Source organism: Sorangium sp. So ce834 (genome assembly GCF_051521425.1).
Lineage (GTDB): Bacteria > Myxococcota_A > Polyangia > Polyangiales > Polyangiaceae > Sorangium > Sorangium cellulosum_D.
Window position 1 is genome coordinate 1,023,850 of sequence record NZ_CP150351.1, and the last position, 16,169, is coordinate 1,040,018.

Here is a 16,169-nt window from a genome sequence, read left to right on the forward strand (position 1 = left end):
CCGATGATCGCGGATCCTGCGATGACGCTGAACCACCTTGCGGGACAGTGGCTGGGCCCCTTCCAGCTGATCCAGCTGCTCGGCATCGGCGCGATGGGCGCCGTCTACCTGGCCCGGGACACGGTCCTCCAGCGCGACGTGGCGGTGAAGCTCATCGCGAAGGGGAGCGCGGACACGGATCCCGACCGGCGCGACCGCTTCCTGCGCGAGGCGCGGGCGGCGGCGCGCCTCCTCCACCCGAACGTGGTGCAGATCTTCCAGGTCGGCGAGGACGAGGACGTCCGTTACATCGCCATGGAGTACGTCCACGGCCTGACCATGGCGCAGGCGGCCAAGCAGCAAGGCGGACGCTTGCCGGAGCAGTTCGGGATCGAGAAGATGCGCGAGGCCGCGGCGGCGCTCGAGCTCGCGGCCTCGTTCGGCATCTCCCACCGCGACATCAAGCCCGCGAACCTCCTCCTGAACGCCTCGGGGACGCTCAAGATCGCGGACTTCGGCCTGGCGTCGCACCCGGAGAGCGGCCCGCTCGGCAGCACCAGCGCCTCCCGTTCGCTGGAGGGCACGCCGTTCTACATGAGCCCGGAGCAGTGGACCGGGCAGGAGATCGCGCCCCCGTCCGACATCTACAGCCTCGGCTGCACCTTCTACCACCTCCTGGTCGGCCGGACGCCGTACTCGGCGCGGGATCTCGCCGGCTGCTTCCAGGCGCACTGCCACGCTCCGGTCCCGGATCCGAAGGTGTCGATGCCGGACATCGATCCGCTCCTCGCGGAGCTCCTGCGCCGCTGCATGGCCAAGCGGCCCCAGGAGCGCCCGTCCGCCGGGCACATCGTGGCGTTCCTCGAGGACATGCTGATGCTCCGGCGCAGCACCGTGCGGCCGCGGGAGCTGCCTGAGCCCAAGCGCCCGAGCCTGCTCTCCACGATGGATCTCTCCGATACGCGGGTGAGCGAGCTGCCGCCGGCGCCCAAGGGCTCGGTCGCGACGCCGACGGGCACGATCCTGGTGAGCAGCTCGACCGCGCTCGGGCATTTCACCGGCCAGTACAGCTACCGCGACCATTTCGGCCTGACCGGGTATCCGTTCAGCGACATCCGGCAGCCGAGCTCCTTCTGGGATGCGGGCCCGTATGCCTGGATCCTGAGGACCCTGGCGTCGCAGATCGTCGCCGGGCAGCGCCCTGCGATCCTCGTGGGCGAGCCCGGGAGCGGCCGGACGTTCGTGTGCGAGATGATCAAGAACAAGGTCCCTCGCATCCACGTCTTCACGATCGAGCCGCAGCTGCTCTTCGGGACGCGGCCTCTCGTGTCGCTGTGCAGGCAGGTGGGGGCGGCGGCCATCTCCCCGACCCTGAGCCAGCAGTTCCTCGTCGACGCGTTCCTCGGGCAGGCGCTGCTCCGCGCCGGGCCGGACGCGATCGCGGTCCTGGTCATCGACGGCGTCGATCCGGAGGATCACGAGCTCCTGATGGAGCTCCACGACATCCTCCGCTGCGCCCCTCTGGGCCGGCTGTCGATGATCCTGGTGGGCGCCCCCGATCTGCCTGCGACGCTCGCGTCGAACGGCGTGCCGCGCGAGCTCTACACCGGCGCGCAATCGCTCCTGCTCCCCGGCATGACGCAGCAGGAGATGATCGAGTACATCGACTTCAGGATGCGGTCGGTCGGGGGGAGCGGGCGTGGGCTCAAGCTGGACCTCGCGTCACAGCAGCTCTTGCACGCGAGGAGCGGCGGCAGCCCGAAGCTCATCAACATCTACTGCCACAACGCGCTGACGCTCGCGGCGATCCAGGGCGAGTCCGAGGTGAGCCTGTCGTCGATCCGCCTCGGCATGAAGAGCAAGAGCTACCTCACCGCCGACGCGGCCATGTCCCTGCTCCGCGGCTGAGCCGCGCGCCGCGGCGAGCCGTCGCTGCCGGGCTGGTCGAGGGCGAAGGTGGCGTCTCCGGCCCGGTCGGACCTCAGTCGGTCCACGGGTGGGTCTCTTCGGGTGTCCCGCCGAAGGTGGCCATGGGGATGGTCCACGTGCGGGGCCGCCGATCGCTGCGCGCGTACGCGCGGACGCGGTCGGCCGAGAAGGCGGTCGTCGCGCGGAGCAGCTGGTTGAATCCATCTCTCCAGAGGAATGAGCTCGTTTTCGTAAGGCACGCCGCTCAGATCCATCATGAGCCTGGCGACTTCCACGCGTCCGCGCACTGCAAAATAGGTGAGCTTCATCGTCGTCCTCCGGTGTTGGCGGGGAATCTACAGCACCCCGGCTCTCCGAGCCAAAGGGCATCGGGCCGGCCTGAGCCAGACTCTGCTCCACAGCATAGGTGCTCGAGGAGCGATTGATCTGCCGATCTTCCGAGGGCGCCAGTCGACGATAGCTTTTCTGTCGGCGTCCCCGGCGCCTAGCCGAGCTTTCAGCGGGAAGGCGGGGGCCGGGCGTCTCGGAACGCTCCTGGTCCTGGTCCGGCCGCGTCTAGCTATCGTTTCCCGCCGCCGCCGCCGGCGCCGCCCGCGGAGCGGGTTTGGCCTTGCCCCCCTGCACGGAGGCGAGCACCGCCTCGTCCGCCATCGGCGCGCGCGGCGCGTTCTGCGCGCGTCCGATACGTGCTCTCGAGTGCTTGTCGTTGACGATACACCTGCCGCGCGTGTATGCGCTGAGCCGGTCGCGCGCCTCCTGTTTGCGGCACGCCCCGAAGGATCGCCTGATCAGCGCGAGCCCCGAGCGAAAGCACTTCTCGCGATCCGAGACGAGGTCCTCGTGCGACCACCCCTCCCGGGTCTTGCCGGCGCCGACGCGGATCTGGAGCAGACAGGAGTCGACCCCCGAGCCGCGCGCGAGCTTCCCGAGGCCGAGGTCCACGTCCCGGCGGTAGCCGCTCTCGAAATACGCGATCGACAGGAGCAGCGCCATCGTCTCGGCTCGCCCGCGCGGGCCGCCGAAGAGCGGCTTCAACTCGGGATCATACGCCACCTTCGCCGCCGCGCGCGCGATCTCGTGATAGCGCGCGCGGCCGTCCTCGGGCGTCTCGACCGCGTCCTTGATGTGGCTCGTCCCGGGCGGGGCCCATGCGATCATGATACCAACCGCCCACGCGATAATCGAGTCCATGAGATATGTAAGGTCCTATTGTCCCTCTGTGTCAAGCAATTAGAACAGCCTGGCTGCGATTATCGTCATGCATTGGATGATTGCGTGCCGCCCAGCGTGCATTTATACCGTCCTCGTCAAATTGCCAATCGTGCGGACGGCGGTACGCGGTGCGCAAATGGTTTCGCAGCAGAGTCATTTCGCGCGTTCGTCGCGGGGCCGAAGCGTGGATTGGCTTCCTTCGGTCCTCGCGAGAACGACTCGCGTTCATCTTTCGTCTAGCGCGGCGCGAGCATGGCAGCGGCGGTGTGCTGCGCGCCGCCGAGCGTGAGCCCGCGCGGGCGCGCGGCGCACGTCGCGCGCGGCGCTCGTCACGCCTTCTCGGCGGCGTCTTCTTCGGAGGTCGCGCGCGTGTCCTCGAGCCTGTCCACCGCGCGCAGCTCGGGGAACAGCCATCCCCAGAGCAGCACGACGGCGATCGTCCCAAGGCCGCCGACGATCACGGTAGGGACGGTCCCGATGAGCCTCGCGAGGGTGCCCGACTCGAGCTCTCCGAGCTCGTTCGAGGCGCCGACGAACACCATGTTGACCGCGCTCACGCGGCCGCGCATCTCGGGCGGCGTCGCGAGCTGCTCCAGGGTCATCCGCACGACGACGCTCACCATGTCGGCGGCGCCGATCACGGTCAGCGCGACGAGCGAGAGGAGGAAGCTGTGCGACAGGCCGAACACGACCGTCGCGAGCCCGAACACCCCCACGCAGAGGAGCATCTTCGTCCCGGCGTGTCGCCCGATCGGCCGGAACGCGAGGAGCACGGCCATCAGCCCGGCCCCCACCGCGGGCGCGGCGCGCAGCAGGCCGAACCCCTGGGGGCCGACGCGGAGCACGTCGGTCGCGAAGATGGGCAAGAGCGCGACCGCGCCGCCCAGGAACACCGCCACGAAGTCGAGCGAGATGGACGCGAGGAGGATCTTCCTCCGGTAGACGTAGCGCAGCCCGGCGAACGCCGTGGCGAGCGACGGCGGCTTCTTCTCCATGCGCCCCGTGCGCGCCCGCACCGCCAGGAGGCCGGCGGACGCCGCGCCGAGCGCGAGGCTCGCGGTCAGGTAGACGGGCGCGGGCGCCTTCCAGACGCCGTAGAGCAGCCCGCCCACGCTCGGTCCGCCGATGGCCCCGACCTGCCAGAGCGTCGACTGCCACGTCGCGGCGTTCTGGAAGTGGGCCACGGGCACGAGGGACGGCAGGAGCGACGAGCCGGCTGGCCCCTGGAAGGCGCGCACCGTGCCGAGGAGCACGAGGACGGCATAGATGGCCGACACGTTCGGGCTCGGCGCGCGCGCGAGGAAGAAGAGCGCGAGCGCCGCGAGCGACGAGGTGAGATAGCAAAGGAGGAGGATCCCTCGCCGATCGAAGCGATCCGCCGCGTGCCCGGAGGCGAGCGACAACCCCGCGATGGGGAGGAACTGGGCGAGACCCACGTAGCCGAGCGCGAGCGGATCGCGCGTGAGGTCGTAAATTTGAAACCCCACGGCGACCGATTGCATCTGGTACGCCATCGTGGCGAGCAGGCGAGCTGCCGCGTACGCGCGGAAATCGTGCGATTCGAAGGCGGCGAAAGGCGACGAAGGCTTCAGGGCGGTGAGATCGGCGGCCATGAACGAGTCCGGGCGACGTTCATGGCGCATTCGAGCGCGTGCCGCCAGGGACGCCCTGCGCCCACCCCATCAAAAATCAGTGCGGCTGTTCCTCTTGTCGGAGAGAGCGTTCTGTCTCGGCGATCCGCAGTTCGGGGCGGACGCCGTTCGGGGGCGCAGCGGTCGAGCCTGCGCGCAGAAAGCTGGCGCGTCGGCCCAGAATCGTGGTAAGCGGCTGCCCGACATGATGCCCCATGGAGACGACACCGCGCCTGGCCGAGCGCGCGACCTAGCCGCGCAGGCGCGGCGTGCCTGGATGCTGTTCGGGAGCCGTTCCCGCCGCGGGCGCGATGGCCGGCGCGATGACGACGACGACGACGATCTGCCGCGTCCGAACGCGATCGTCGCCCTGTTTCCGTTGCTGAGCCTCGTCGCCTCGCCGCTGCCCGCCTGACCTGCGCTCATCGAGGGCCTGAGGCGGCGACGCTGTCAGGGCCTGAGACGGCGACGCTGTTCCTCGGCGCGACCTCGTCAGGAGCGCACCTCGAGCTCCCCGTCTCGCCACGCCACGACCCGGTCCGCGGTCGCGACCTTCGCCCAGCTGAACTCGCGCAGCAGCTCCGCCGGCGTGCACGGCTCCGGCCGATCCCGCAGGCCGACGCACCACGCGAGCGCGCCGCAGAGCGCGGGCGCGCTCCGGGCGAGCGCCGCGCCGCGCGCCGCGCCGTGCGTCTTGGCCAGCTTGCCGCCGCGCTCCTCCAGGAGGAGCAGGTGGTGGCGGTAGACCGGCGCCGGCAGCCCGAGCAGCGCCTGGAGCGCCGCCTGCGTCGCGGTGCTCGGCGCGATGTCGCGCCCCCGGACGACGCGCGTCACGCCCGCCGCCCCGTCGTCGACCACCACCGCGAGCTGGTACGAGAACGCGCCGTCGCGCCGGCGCACCACCGGATCGCCCATCGCCAGCGCGGGCTCCTGCGACAGGTCGAGCCCGCCCTCGTCGACGGGCCGGAACACCCCGTCCGGCAGCCGTGCCCGGATCGGCTCCGCGCTCGCGCGCCACCCGCCGGGCGGCAGCGCGCGGCCGCGGCCGCGGTTGTCGTAGGCCCAGCCGCCGTCGGGCGCGCGCCGGCCGATCGCGCGCACCTCCTCGCGCGTCGCGGGGCAGGGGTACAGCGCGCCGAGCGCCTCCAGCCGGTCCATCGCTGTCTCGTGGTGCGCCCGCCGGGTGTGCTGCTCGACGCGCTCGTCGAAATCGAGCCCCAGCCACGCGAGATCCTCTTCCAGGGAGCGCGCGAACTCGGACCGGCATCGGTCGGGATCGAGGTCCTCCAGCCGGAGCAGCAGCCGCGCGCCCCGCGACCGCGCGTCGAGCCAAGCGAGCAGCGCCGCGGCGAGCGTGCCGAGGTGGGCCGGCCCGGTGGTCGACGGGGCGAACCGGCACACCTCGCTCATCGTTCCTCCTGCCGCCGCCGGACGCGGCGCTCGGGCCGCCCGCGCCCTTGGCGCGCCGCCCGCGGGCCCGTCACCCCGCGCCTCAGAGGAAGCGCGCGAGGCGCGCCCGCACGCGCTCCTCGCCGAGCACCGTCATGACCTCGGCCAGATCGGGGCTGTTGCGCGTCCCGCAGATCGCGACCCGGACCACCATCGAGACGTCGCCGACATGGCCCTTCCACGACTCGGGAGAGGCCTTGTACTGCTTCACCTCGCCGGCGTAGCCCAGGGTCACCCCGATCTGCCGGACCTTCTCGAACCACGCCTCCTTCGAATCGGCCGGATCGAAGGCGTCGAGCATCTGCTTGAGCACCGCCGAGCGGTCTGCCTCCGGGACGTTCTCGGGGAAATCGAACGACTGAAGGCCGTCATAGAGCTCGTCGTAGAAGAAGAAGAGCTGAGGGCGCAGGTCGGGCCAGGTGACGATGCGCTTGTTCGACTTCTTGCCGCCGCGCTCGATGCCGAGCGCGCGCTTCGTGTACTCCGGATCTCGCTCCATCAGGGCCGCGAGCTCCCTGTCGTACGCCCTCGCCCAGTCGAGCCCCTGGGTGTAGACCTCCTCGGCGCTCATCCGGCTCACGACCGCCTGGCTGACGCTCTTCAGCTTGACCAGGTCGCTCAGGGCGCCGCCGGGGGCGAGCTTGTTCAGCTTGAGGGGGAAGGCGGAATAGGGCTTGTCGGGGTTCGCCTTGCGCCAGTCCTCGAACGCGGAGTTGGCGATGTTGAGCAGGTACTCGATCGTGGCCGTCTCCGGGACGCCGATCTCCCGGTAATACTCGATGTTCGCCTCGGGATCCTTGCGCTTGCTCAGCTTGCGCCGCGCGTCCGAGACCTTCTGCTCGCCCGTCTCCGGGTCGGTCTCCTCCACGCGATCGAGCTTCTGGATCGGCGGGACGTGGGCGTACTCGACCGGCTTGAACCCGAGCACGCGGAAGAGCTGGAGGTGGAGGGGCATCGACGAGATCCACTCGTCGCCGCGGATCACGTGCGTCGTCCGCATCAGGTGATCGTCGACGGCGTGGGCGAAGTGGTAGGTCGGGATGCCGTCCGACTTGAGGAGGATGGTGTCGAGATCGTTGACCGGCATCGAGATGACGCCCTTCACGCCGTCCTTCCACTCGACCCGGCCCGAGACGTCGTCCGGGGCGCGCAGCCGGAGCACGAACGGGGTGCCGCTGGCGAGCGCGTCCTTCACCCGGGCGAGCGGCGCGTCGCGCCACTTCGCCCACCGGCCGTGGTATCCGGGCTTGACCGTGAGCGCCATCTGCTCCTGCCGGATGGCGTCGAGCTCCTCGACCGTGCAGAAGCAGGGGTAGGCGAAGCCGCGGCGGATGAGGTCGATCGCGTAATCCCGGTAGATCTCGACCCGCTCCGTCTGGATGTAGGGGCCGTAGCTGCCCTGCTGGATGAACTCGCCCCGCGCCTCCGGCCCGCCGCCCTCCTTCGCCGGCGCGCGGAGCACGCCCTCCTGGGGCGAGAGATCGAAGCGCGCGAGCGAGTCGACGATGGTGTCGAGCGCGCCGGGGATGGCGCGCTTCACGTCGGTGTCCTCGAGGCGGAGGAAGAAGACTCCCTCGCTCTGGACCGAGAGCCGCTTGTTGATGAGCGACACGAAGATGCCGCCAATGTGCATGAACCCGGTCGGGCTCGGCGCGTAGCGGGTGACCATCGCGCCCTTGGGCAGGGGGCGGCGGGGATAGCGCGCCTCGTACTCCTCGGGCCGCTTGGCCGACGCGGCGGCGTCGCCGAACAGGAGGCGCACGAGCTCGTCGCGGTCCTCTCCGGGGCCCGGTTCGCGGACGGTGACGGGAAGCGTCGTCTCGTTCGTTGCCTGCTTGTCCATGAGGGCGCGTCGCTCCAGGTCTGACATCGGGCGGGGGGGCAGCCATTGCACGCCCGCCCGGCCTTGTCAATCGCGGCCTCGGGCGCGGACGCCGCGATCCGCGCGGCCGCGCCGGGCGAAACGCGCCCTGCGTCGGACGTCGCGCGTCGCGCGTCGCGCGGCCGCCGCGCTACCGCGGTGTCTTCTCGCCGAGGAGCCAATAGGTCTTCATCGCGCCCTTGCCCTTGATCGCCACGAGGCCCCGCTCCTCGAGGAGGAAGTCCCCCCGGAGCAGGGCATAGCTCGCCTCGCTCACCTGGACGCGCCCGGGCTCTCCGCTCGACTCCATGCGGCTCGCCACGTTCACCGCGTCGCCCCAGAGATCGTAGCTGAACTTCTTCTTGCCGATCACGCCGGCGATGACAGGCCCGGTGTTGATGCCGATCCGGAGCCGGAACGGCTCGCCGTCGTCGGCCGGGAACTGGCTCATGGCGCGGGTCATCGCGAGGGCCATCCGCGCTATCGCCCTCGCGTGGTCGGGGCGCTGCGCCGGCAGGCCGCCGACGACCATGTAGGCGTCTCCGATGGTCTTGATCTTCTCCAGCCCGTGCTGGTCGGCGAGCTGATCGAACGACGAGAACATGCGGTTGAGGAGGCCGACGACCTCGGTCGGGCTCAGCCGCGCGGCGAGGGAGGTGAAGCCGGCGATGTCCGCGAAGAGGATGGTCACCTCCTCGAAGTGCTCGGCGATGAGCTGCTCGTGCTCCTTCAGCTGCTCGGCGATGGACCGCGGCAGGATGTTGAGGAGGAGCCGGTCCGAGCGCTCGTGGGCCCGCTCCGCCGCCGCCTTCGCCTGCTCGAGCGCGGCCTTCTGCTGGCTCTGCCGCCGGGCGTTCGCCTCGAGGGCCGAGAGCATGCCGTTGATCGAGCCGGTGAGGCGCGACAGCTCGTCGGTGCCCGGCATGGCGACCCGCGCCGAGAGATCGCCGACGCCGCCGATGTCGGTGACCTCCCGGCTGAGCCGGGCGAGCCGGGAGAGGACGAGCCTCTCCAGGAGCAGCAGGGTGACGCCCCCGAAGACCAGGCCGACGAGCACCGTCACCAGCACGAGGTAGCGCAGGGTGTCGTGGCCCATCCTGAGGATCGCCCGGTCGTTGTCCACGCGCAGGAGCAGCGCCGGCCGGCCGTCGATGTCGTCGAGGACGGTGTACCCGGCGATCCGGTCCTCGCCGAGCGGGTGGACGAGGATCGGCTCGGGGTCGTCCATGGCGGCGCGGGCCTCGCGGAAGTCGGCGGGCAGGTCGGGGTCGTCGAGGCGGCGCACGGCGAGCGAGAGGCCGGCGGGCTCGGTGAGGCGCCTGAGCTCGGCGTCCGTCAGGAAGCGGCCGAACGTGACCGTGCCGGCGACGGGCCCGCGGCCCGAGCTGCCGACGCTCGGCTGGGAGCAGACGAGCATGGGCCCGTCCGGCAGGAGGACGATGCCGCCCCGGACCGCGCTCGGCGGCGCGTCCTGCCCGAACAGGAGATCGCCGATGCGGAGCCGCTCGGCGATGCCTCGAGGGAGCGGGGCCCAGCGCTTCCCGGCGCGATCGTAACCGGTGCTGTACACGGGGATTCCGTCCGCATCGGCGAAGACGGCGAGATCGATCCGGGCGATATCGAAGAGCTCGGCGACGAGGTTCGAGCGGACGAACTCTTGATTGCCGTCCTGCACGAAGGCGTGCGCGTCGTCCCACTGGCTCCAGTCGGTCCAGCGGGCGTTGAAGTCGTGGACGGCTTGGCTCACCAGGTTGAGGGCGACCTGGACGGTGCGGCGCGTGTCCTGCGCCTCGGCGGCCATGGAGTTGGCGAGGAGCGCCCGCGACGAGACGCCGTAGAGGGCAAAGCTGAGCCCGAGCAGCGTGGCGGCGATCGCCAGCAGCGTCTTCGCGCGCAGCGAGAGCAGGGCGTCGAGGGCGGGCTTCAGCGTCAGGGACGTCGAGCCTATCGAAATGCGCGCCGGCGCGGAAGCGCGGCGGACGGAGCGGAGGCGCGCTGGGCCGATGCGGCGGACGGGGCGGAAGCGCGCTGGGCCGATGCTGAGGGCCGAGGTGGATGCGCGCCGGTGGGACGGGGCGGGCGCGGTGCGAGGGGGGCCGGGGGAGCGAGCGGGGGTCCGGGGATCTGGCGCTCGTCTGGACGGGCCTACTCGACGCTGGACGGGGGGGAGGGAGCGATGTCCTCCCCGCCCACGCAGCGCGCCAGGTGGCGGTCCCGTGCAGCGTTCCAGGTGCCGAGTTCCAGGTGTGTATCGAGGACGTTGCTGCGGCCGTCCGTGCTGCGGTGCGGTGCACCTTCGTCAGCTCCTGGGAAATTCAGGTTTATGGTAACGGATGCAACTCGGCGGGTCGCGAGCGTTACGGGCCCGTGGTGCGCATCGTCACGGTATCGCATTCCACCGGGTGGCTTCCTTGGACCGCTCTCGCGAGAGCAGATAGAATGCTCTCAATGCTCACGCCCCACCGGCAGCTGGTCGTTCCTGCGCTCCTCCTCATCCTCGCTGCGTGCGCCAACGGCACCGACGAGTTGATGCCCGGGTACTACGAGGAGCAAGCCGGCGGAGGCGGAAGCGGCGGCGGGGGAGGCGAGGGCGGCGCCGGAGGGGTGGACGCCTCCTCGAGCTCGAGAGCGAGCTCAAGCTCGAGCTCGAGCTCCGCCGGGGTCGGCGGCGCCGGGGGCGAGGGCGGAAGCAGCGATGGCGGCGCGGGTGCGGGCGGCGCCGGAGGCGCGGCGAGCGAATGCGACTACGGCTCGCCGAACACGTGTGCGGGGGCAGAGGACCTCGGTGAGATCTCGGGCGATGACGGCGCCGATTCGGTGACGGTGACAGGGACCACGTCGAAGTGGTTCAAAGTCTATGTCGTCGACGAGCCCATTGTAATTCCACTGCCCAGCACCGAGAGCTTCAAGGCCACGCTAACCTCGCCGCCGGGGATGAACTTCGATCTGATCGTCTATCAAGGGGAACTCCTAGGTGCTGCGCCCGATTGCTTCGCGTCCGGCGTGAGGGGGCAGGGCACGCCTGAGTCGTTCACGGCTATCTGGGACGATGAGGCGATCGCGGAGGACGGCCTCTGGTTCGCCATCGAGGTGCGGCATGTGGAGGGCACCGCGTGCGGAGCGGAAGCGACATGGACATTGAAGCTCCAGGGCAATCCGGATGGATGACCCTTCGACCGCCGTGTCAGCCTGCGTCGTTGGAATCCGACAGGGCTTGATAGGCACAATGACGCGGGTCGCCCGTACGACACGAGGGCGATTCGCCATAGCCGAGATTTTCCGGTGGTTCATGCATCGCGTTCAGGGCGACATTCGCGCCATCACCACACCGAGAGTATCGGTCGTGAGTGGAGGAGTTACCAGGTCGATCGTGCCGTCGCTCACGCCCGCCGCGATGATCTCGTGCGTCACCGAGTGGATCGCCGCGGTGGTTGCTCCCTGGAAAGCCGCGCCGCTACCATAACGGTGACTCCACCGGTGAGTTCCTGAGGCGTCAAATTTGGCGATGAACCAGTCAGCGTCGTCGGCGGTCAGCTCCCCGCCGCCGAAATCCATCTTCCCGCGGAAACCGCCGGCGAAGACGAGCCCCCCCTCGCTGTCGAACGCGACACCCTGTAACGGCATGTCCCAGCTCTGAACGGTCGTGTCTCCGAACTGTTTCGACCACGAGTGAGTGCCGCTCGCTGAAAGGCGAACGACGAACAGATCGCGGTCGTCGGCGCCGGTCGTCTTACGCGTGACTTTGACGTCGCTCGTGGCTGGGAACCTGACGCTGCCCGAGAAGTGCCCGACGATGCCAGCATTGCCAGCTCGATCGACGTCGACGCCGGTGATCTCGACCGTGCTGCCGTCATTGTCATGGCTAAAGCTGGCGATCCAGAGCGGCATTCCTTGCGTGTCGTACCGAGCCACCCAGCCGAACACTCCCATGTTGTCGGGGTCGTCACGCGTGTGGTCGGAACCGAGGTCGACCGAGTTCACGAACGTGCCGGCGACCACCGCGCGGCCCATCGCATCGACCCCGACGCCTTTGGCCACCTGATCGCCCGGGGCATCACCGGTGCGATCCCCGATCCGGACGCTGTAGACGTGGCTGCCGTCATCACCGCTCAATTTTACGAGAAAGCCGTCTGTGTCCGACGTCGTTGCCGCCTCCAGCGGCGGACCGCCGAAGCTCACCGTGCCGATAAAGAAGCCGGTGATCACCGGGGCGCCGTCCGGGGCCATAGCGATGTCCAGCGGCTCGGTCTCCCGATTGTCCGGACCGCCGAAATTCTTGCTCCACTCGTGACCGCCGTGCGCGTCGAACTTGGCGACAACCATGTCGCTGCCCCCGCTGACGGGGAGATCGCCGCCGCCGAGGTTCACGGTCTCCGTGTAGCTGGCCGCGAAGAACACATTGCTCTCCGCGTCCAGCGCCACCACAGGCCAGCTGTCATCGGTCGGCACCGAATAACTGTACACATGGTTGCCTTCACCATCGAATACGGCAAGGAAGGCGGCGCCGCCATCCGCCGCCAGGGCCGTCATGGGATCAGGGCCGAAGTTGATCTCGTGTCGATAAAGGCCAGCGAGCGCGATGCGATCCCCCCTCGGGCTGATCGCCACCGACGTCGCCCACTGTAGAGGCCCGGTGCCGAAGATCCTCGCCCACACGACGTCGCTGCACCCCACGCCGTCGCAGTCCTCATCGCCCCTCTCGTTGCAGTCCTCCTCTCCCGGAAGCACCTGCTTCTCGCACGCCCCCCAGCTCCCGTCCGCGCCGCAGGTCTGCGTGCCCGGCGCGCAGATGCCGACACCCTCGGTCTCGCTCGCGCCCTCGTAGCACGCCCGCGTATCGCCCCGCTCGCAAGGCGTCGCGTCGCCGCCCCCGGTCCCCCCGGAGCCCGTGGCCGGCGCATCGGTGAACTCGTCGAGGCCGAGCAGCGCGCCGCAGCCGGAGACGAGCAGCGCGGTCAAGGCAAAGGATGGCAGGACACGACGCAGAGGAGGCACGCCGAAACAGTAGCCGAGACCGGCCCCCCCAGGACAGGGGGCTCCTCGACAGAGGGCACCCCGAACGCGCGAGAGGCACCGCGCGCCGCCCCGACGCCGCCCCGAGGGGCCCGCCTTTCGCCGGCGACGCGGTGCCTCGACCGCTCTCACGCCACATCAGCCCGCGCTGATCGGGATCTGACGGGGCTTGAGCGACGCGCTCTTCGGCAGGTGAATCCGCAGGACGCCCGCCTGGAGCTCCGCGGAGATCCTGTCCGAGTCGATGCCCTGCGGGACCACGAAGCTGCGACGGAAGTCCGGCAGGTTGTCCGCGCTCTGCTCGCGCTCGGCCGCGTCGGCGCGCCGGCCCTCGAAGCTCAGCTCCCCCTTCTCCAGGCGAATGGCCAGACGATCCTGCGTCACACCCGGGAGATCCGCCACGACCAGGAGCTCCTCGGCGTTCTCGTAGATGTCCACCGCCGGGGGCACCGCAGGGCGCTGCTGGATCTTCTCAGGGTTGGTCTCAGCGCGGTTCGTCAAGTTGCGATCGGTGCTCATCTTCTTCACTCCTTCCTCGCCTTCTTCAGTGCATTCCAAATCCGCTGCTCGTGGGAGCGCCCCTCTCCGTCGGCTCCCGCCCGCCTCAGCGCGCCGTCACCGTGATCTGCCGCGGCTGCGCCTCGGCGGCCTTGTTCAGCGTCAGCGTCAGCACGCCGTTCTTCAGCACCGCGGTCGTCTTCTCGGGATCGACCTTGCTCGGCAGCGTGAAGCTCCGGCTGAAGCGCACCCCGCCCCGCTCCTTGCGGTGGACCAGATACCCCTCGGGCGCGTCCGACTTGCGCTCGCCGCTCACCGTCAGGACGTCCTGGTTGAGCGAGATCTGCACGTCCTTCTCCGTCAGCCCAGGAAGATCCGCCTTCACGACCAGCGCGCTGCCCGTGTCATACAGGTGGATGCGCGGGCCAGGCGTGTACCGGGGCGACTGGTCGAACTCGCCGCGGAGCGACGAGCGGGGCGCGTCGTAGTCCTCGAACACCCGATCCATCCGCCGGCGAAGCTCATCCATCATGGCAAACGTGCGATCGAAATCCGTGTAACGGTTCAGCATGACGACTCCTCCGTGACCCCCGCGCGCGGCGCGCGCCGGGGCCTCGCCCGCGGCGCCGTCACCCTGCTCGCGACGGCCCTTTTGTTGTAGCGTTACGGGACCTTGGCTCCGAGAGCCGGTCTCTTCGCACCGCCCAATCTTCGCACGCCGCCGATGGTGTCAAGAGCCGGGCCAGCCACCTCTCCCCGCACCAGACCGCCAGGAAAAGCGGACACGACAGCCGCGGCCAGCCTCCCGCAGAGGACCTCCAGGACACCCGCAAGACGCCCCCGGCAAGCTCCAGCAAGACGCTCCGGCCGCGCGCGCCCGGCAGATCGACCAGCTTGAACGACCCTAGAAATGCATTCCTGAAATTGCTACGAACCATGGACATGCCGAACCGCCCGCCCACCGCCCGCCGCTCGTGGACCGCCCGCCTCCTCGCGGCCGCATCCGCCGGAGCGCTGTCCCTCGCGCTGATCTCGGGCGCCGCGCTGGCGCTGCCGACCGTGGGCGACCGGGCGCCGAACGCGCGCGTGGAGGACGCCGACGGCCGCGAGCTCCAGCTCAAGGCGCTGCGGGGCAAGCCGATCCTCATCATGTACGAGGACAAGGACTCGACGGCGCAGAACCAGGCGCTCAAGGACGCGCTGGCGAAGCTCGCGAAGGGCGACCGCTACCGGCGAGCCATGGCCGTCACCGCGATCGCCGACGTGAGCTCCTACGACTTCTGGCCGGCGAAGGGGTTCGTGAAGGACGCCATCCGCGAGGAGTCGCGGAAGGTCGGCGCGACCATCTACTGCGACTGGGACGGCACCTTCCGCGAGGCCTACCGCCTCCGCCGCGGGATCAGCAACGTCGTCCTCGTCGGCAAGAGCGGCCAGGTGCTCTTCGCGGCCGAGGGCAAGCTCAAGCCCGAGGCGCAGACGAGGGTCCTCGACCTGCTCCGCAACGAGGTCGATGGCTGACAGCGGCGCGCGCCAAGGTCGAGGGCCGACCGCGGCGCGCGCTCAGCTCGCGTCCTTGCGGCGGCGGCGCGAGAGCAGCGCCGACTCGACCTGCGTGCGGATCTCCGCGATGTCCGCGGCCGCCACGATGCCGCCGCGCGCCTCGATGAACGGCCGGAGCGCCTCGGAGCCCGCGCCGCCCACGATCCACGCCGCGTCCCGGCAGGCGTCGGCGTAGGCGTCGACGAGCTCGCGCGCGGTCGGCGGCGGCGGCGGGATCGCGACCGTCAGCGCGACAATGTCCGGCGCGAGCGACTCGACCGCGCGCGCGATCGCGGCGGGCGGCGTCCTCGGGCCGAGCACGATCGAGCGGAAACCCCACGCGCAGAAGCGCAGGCCGATGCCGAACAGCCCGAGCACGTGATCCTCGTCGGCGAAGGCGGCGAGCAGCACGCGCCGACCGCTCTCGCCCGGCTGCGCGAGCCGCAGGAGGTGCACCAGCGTCGCGCCGAGGACCTGCGAGGCGAGGTGCTCCTGCGCGACCGTGATCTTCCCCTCGTGCCAGAGATCGCCGATCCGCTCGAGCGCCGGGCCGAGCGCGCGCTCGAAGATCGTCACCGCAGGGCCGAGCGAGAGGGCCCGGTTCACCTCGGCCTCGAGGCCGTCGGGATCGAACCGGATCGCGGCGTCGACGATGCGCTCGCTCGCGCCCGCGAACGCGTCGCCGCCGTTCGAGGGCGCCGGCGCGCGCGGCGCCTCCGTCTCGAGCACCATGCGCGCCGCCTCGGCGGCCGCCATCCCGCCGTTCACGTAGTCGCGCATCTTCTTGATCACCGCGACGTCGTCATCGCTGTACAGGCGGTACGCCGACGCCGTGCGCGCAGGGGACGGCACGCCGTACCGGCGCTCCCACGCGCGCAGCGTCGCCGAGGACACGCCACACATCTTGGAGACGGCATGGATTCTGTAGCGGCTCACGTGGACAACCCTGGTCGACCCGCCGGGCCGCGGCCGCCAGCGCCGGCTCGACGCGCCGAGCCGACGGGCAGCGAGGCCCAGGAAGGTCATCTTGTGCAGATGCTTTCGCCTTTGTCAAAGGC

Annotated in this window: 13 protein-coding genes; 4 read left to right on the forward strand and 9 right to left on the reverse strand. The window is 70.2% G+C overall.

The genetic code is table 11. The features are described from left to right. Positions 1-3: 3 nt before the first annotated feature. On the forward strand, positions 4-1,887 hold the full coding sequence (locus tag WMF20_RS03835) for a protein kinase domain-containing protein (RefSeq protein WP_437610771.1): 1,884 nt from the start codon (positions 4-6) through the stop codon (positions 1,885-1,887). Positions 1,888-2,463: 576 nt separating this feature from the next. Here WMF20_RS03835 and WMF20_RS03840 read toward each other — a convergent pair. Then, positions 2,464-3,066 (reverse strand): hypothetical protein, encoded by a 603-nt coding sequence (locus WMF20_RS03840; protein ID WP_437610773.1) that lies wholly within the window; start codon positions 3,064-3,066, stop codon positions 2,464-2,466. 383 nt (positions 3,067-3,449) lie between these two features. Further along, entirely contained in the window at positions 3,450-4,763 is a 1,314-nt protein-coding gene (locus WMF20_RS03845; protein WP_237245011.1) for an MFS transporter, read from the reverse strand. A 49-nt stretch (positions 4,764-4,812) separates the two neighbouring features. Here WMF20_RS03845 and WMF20_RS03850 point away from each other — a divergent pair, with 49 nt between their 5' ends. Beyond that, positions 4,813-5,166, forward strand: coding sequence for a hypothetical protein (locus WMF20_RS03850; protein ID WP_437610775.1), 354 nt, complete (start codon positions 4,813-4,815; stop codon positions 5,164-5,166). A 77-nt stretch (positions 5,167-5,243) separates the two neighbouring features. Here the strand turns inward: WMF20_RS03850 and WMF20_RS03855 are convergent, their stop codons facing one another. From WMF20_RS03855 to WMF20_RS03865, 3 genes are all read right to left on the reverse strand, one after another. Next, positions 5,244-6,161 (reverse strand): glutamate--tRNA ligase family protein, encoded by a 918-nt coding sequence (locus tag WMF20_RS03855; RefSeq protein ID WP_437610778.1) that lies wholly within the window; start codon positions 6,159-6,161, stop codon positions 5,244-5,246. Positions 6,162-6,243: 82 nt separating this feature from the next. Next, the gene (locus WMF20_RS03860) at positions 6,244-8,043 is read right to left on the reverse strand and encodes a glutamate--tRNA ligase (RefSeq protein WP_437610780.1); all 1,800 of its coding nucleotides are present in this window, start codon (positions 8,041-8,043) and stop codon (positions 6,244-6,246) included. A gap of 169 nt (positions 8,044-8,212) precedes the next feature. Further along, positions 8,213-9,862: an adenylate/guanylate cyclase domain-containing protein gene (locus WMF20_RS03865; RefSeq protein ID WP_437610783.1), complete on the reverse strand. Its 1,650-nt coding sequence runs from the start codon at positions 9,860-9,862 to the stop codon at positions 8,213-8,215. A gap of 647 nt (positions 9,863-10,509) precedes the next feature. Between WMF20_RS03865 and WMF20_RS03870 the strand changes: the two genes are divergently transcribed. After that, positions 10,510-11,229, forward strand: a complete 720-nt coding sequence (locus tag WMF20_RS03870; RefSeq protein WP_437610785.1) for a hypothetical protein — start codon at positions 10,510-10,512, stop codon at positions 11,227-11,229. Between the two features lie 132 nt (positions 11,230-11,361). Here WMF20_RS03870 and WMF20_RS03875 read toward each other — a convergent pair whose 3' ends face one another. From WMF20_RS03875 to WMF20_RS03885, 3 genes are all read right to left on the reverse strand, one after another. Beyond that, entirely contained in the window at positions 11,362-13,020 is a 1,659-nt protein-coding gene (locus WMF20_RS03875; RefSeq protein ID WP_437610787.1) for a hypothetical protein, read from the reverse strand. A gap of 192 nt (positions 13,021-13,212) precedes the next feature. After that, complete coding sequence (locus tag WMF20_RS03880) at positions 13,213-13,593, reverse strand: Hsp20/alpha crystallin family protein (RefSeq protein WP_237245014.1); 381 nt, start codon at positions 13,591-13,593, stop codon at positions 13,213-13,215. 85 nt (positions 13,594-13,678) lie between these two features. Next, on the reverse strand, positions 13,679-14,143 hold the full coding sequence (locus tag WMF20_RS03885) for an Hsp20/alpha crystallin family protein (RefSeq protein WP_129573057.1): 465 nt from the start codon (positions 14,141-14,143) through the stop codon (positions 13,679-13,681). A gap of 371 nt (positions 14,144-14,514) precedes the next feature. Here WMF20_RS03885 and WMF20_RS03890 point away from each other — a divergent pair, with 371 nt between their 5' ends. Continuing rightward, a complete protein-coding gene (locus WMF20_RS03890; protein ID WP_437610790.1) occupies positions 14,515-15,090 on the forward strand; it encodes a YtfJ family protein in 576 nt (191 codons plus the stop codon). A 42-nt stretch (positions 15,091-15,132) separates the two neighbouring features. Here the strand turns inward: WMF20_RS03890 and WMF20_RS03895 are convergent, their stop codons facing one another. Then, entirely contained in the window at positions 15,133-16,137 is a 1,005-nt protein-coding gene (locus WMF20_RS03895) for a MerR family transcriptional regulator (RefSeq protein ID WP_437610793.1), read from the reverse strand. Positions 16,138-16,169: the final 32 nt, after the last annotated feature.

Coding starts and splice junctions, on each gene's coding strand:
- WMF20_RS03890 (WP_437610790.1), top strand. CDS start 14,515: ATGCCGAACCGCCCGCCCACCGCCCGCCGCTCGTGGACCGCCCGCCTC.
- WMF20_RS03855 (WP_437610778.1), bottom strand. CDS start 6,161: ATGAGCGAGGTGTGCCGGTTCGCCCCGTCGACCACCGGGCCGGCCCAC.
- WMF20_RS03835 (WP_437610771.1), top strand. CDS start 4: ATGATCGCGGATCCTGCGATGACGCTGAACCACCTTGCGGGACAGTGG.
- WMF20_RS03865 (WP_437610783.1), bottom strand. CDS start 9,862: ATGGCCGCCGAGGCGCAGGACACGCGCCGCACCGTCCAGGTCGCCCTC.
- WMF20_RS03885 (WP_129573057.1), bottom strand. CDS start 14,143: ATGCTGAACCGTTACACGGATTTCGATCGCACGTTTGCCATGATGGAT.
- WMF20_RS03880 (WP_237245014.1), bottom strand. CDS start 13,593: ATGAGCACCGATCGCAACTTGACGAACCGCGCTGAGACCAACCCTGAG.
- WMF20_RS03860 (WP_437610780.1), bottom strand. CDS start 8,043: ATGGACAAGCAGGCAACGAACGAGACGACGCTTCCCGTCACCGTCCGC.
- WMF20_RS03895 (WP_437610793.1), bottom strand. CDS start 16,137: ATGACCTTCCTGGGCCTCGCTGCCCGTCGGCTCGGCGCGTCGAGCCGG.
- WMF20_RS03840 (WP_437610773.1), bottom strand. CDS start 3,066: ATGATCGCATGGGCCCCGCCCGGGACGAGCCACATCAAGGACGCGGTC.
- WMF20_RS03845 (WP_237245011.1), bottom strand. CDS start 4,763: ATGCGCCATGAACGTCGCCCGGACTCGTTCATGGCCGCCGATCTCACC.
- WMF20_RS03870 (WP_437610785.1), top strand. CDS start 10,510: ATGCTCACGCCCCACCGGCAGCTGGTCGTTCCTGCGCTCCTCCTCATC.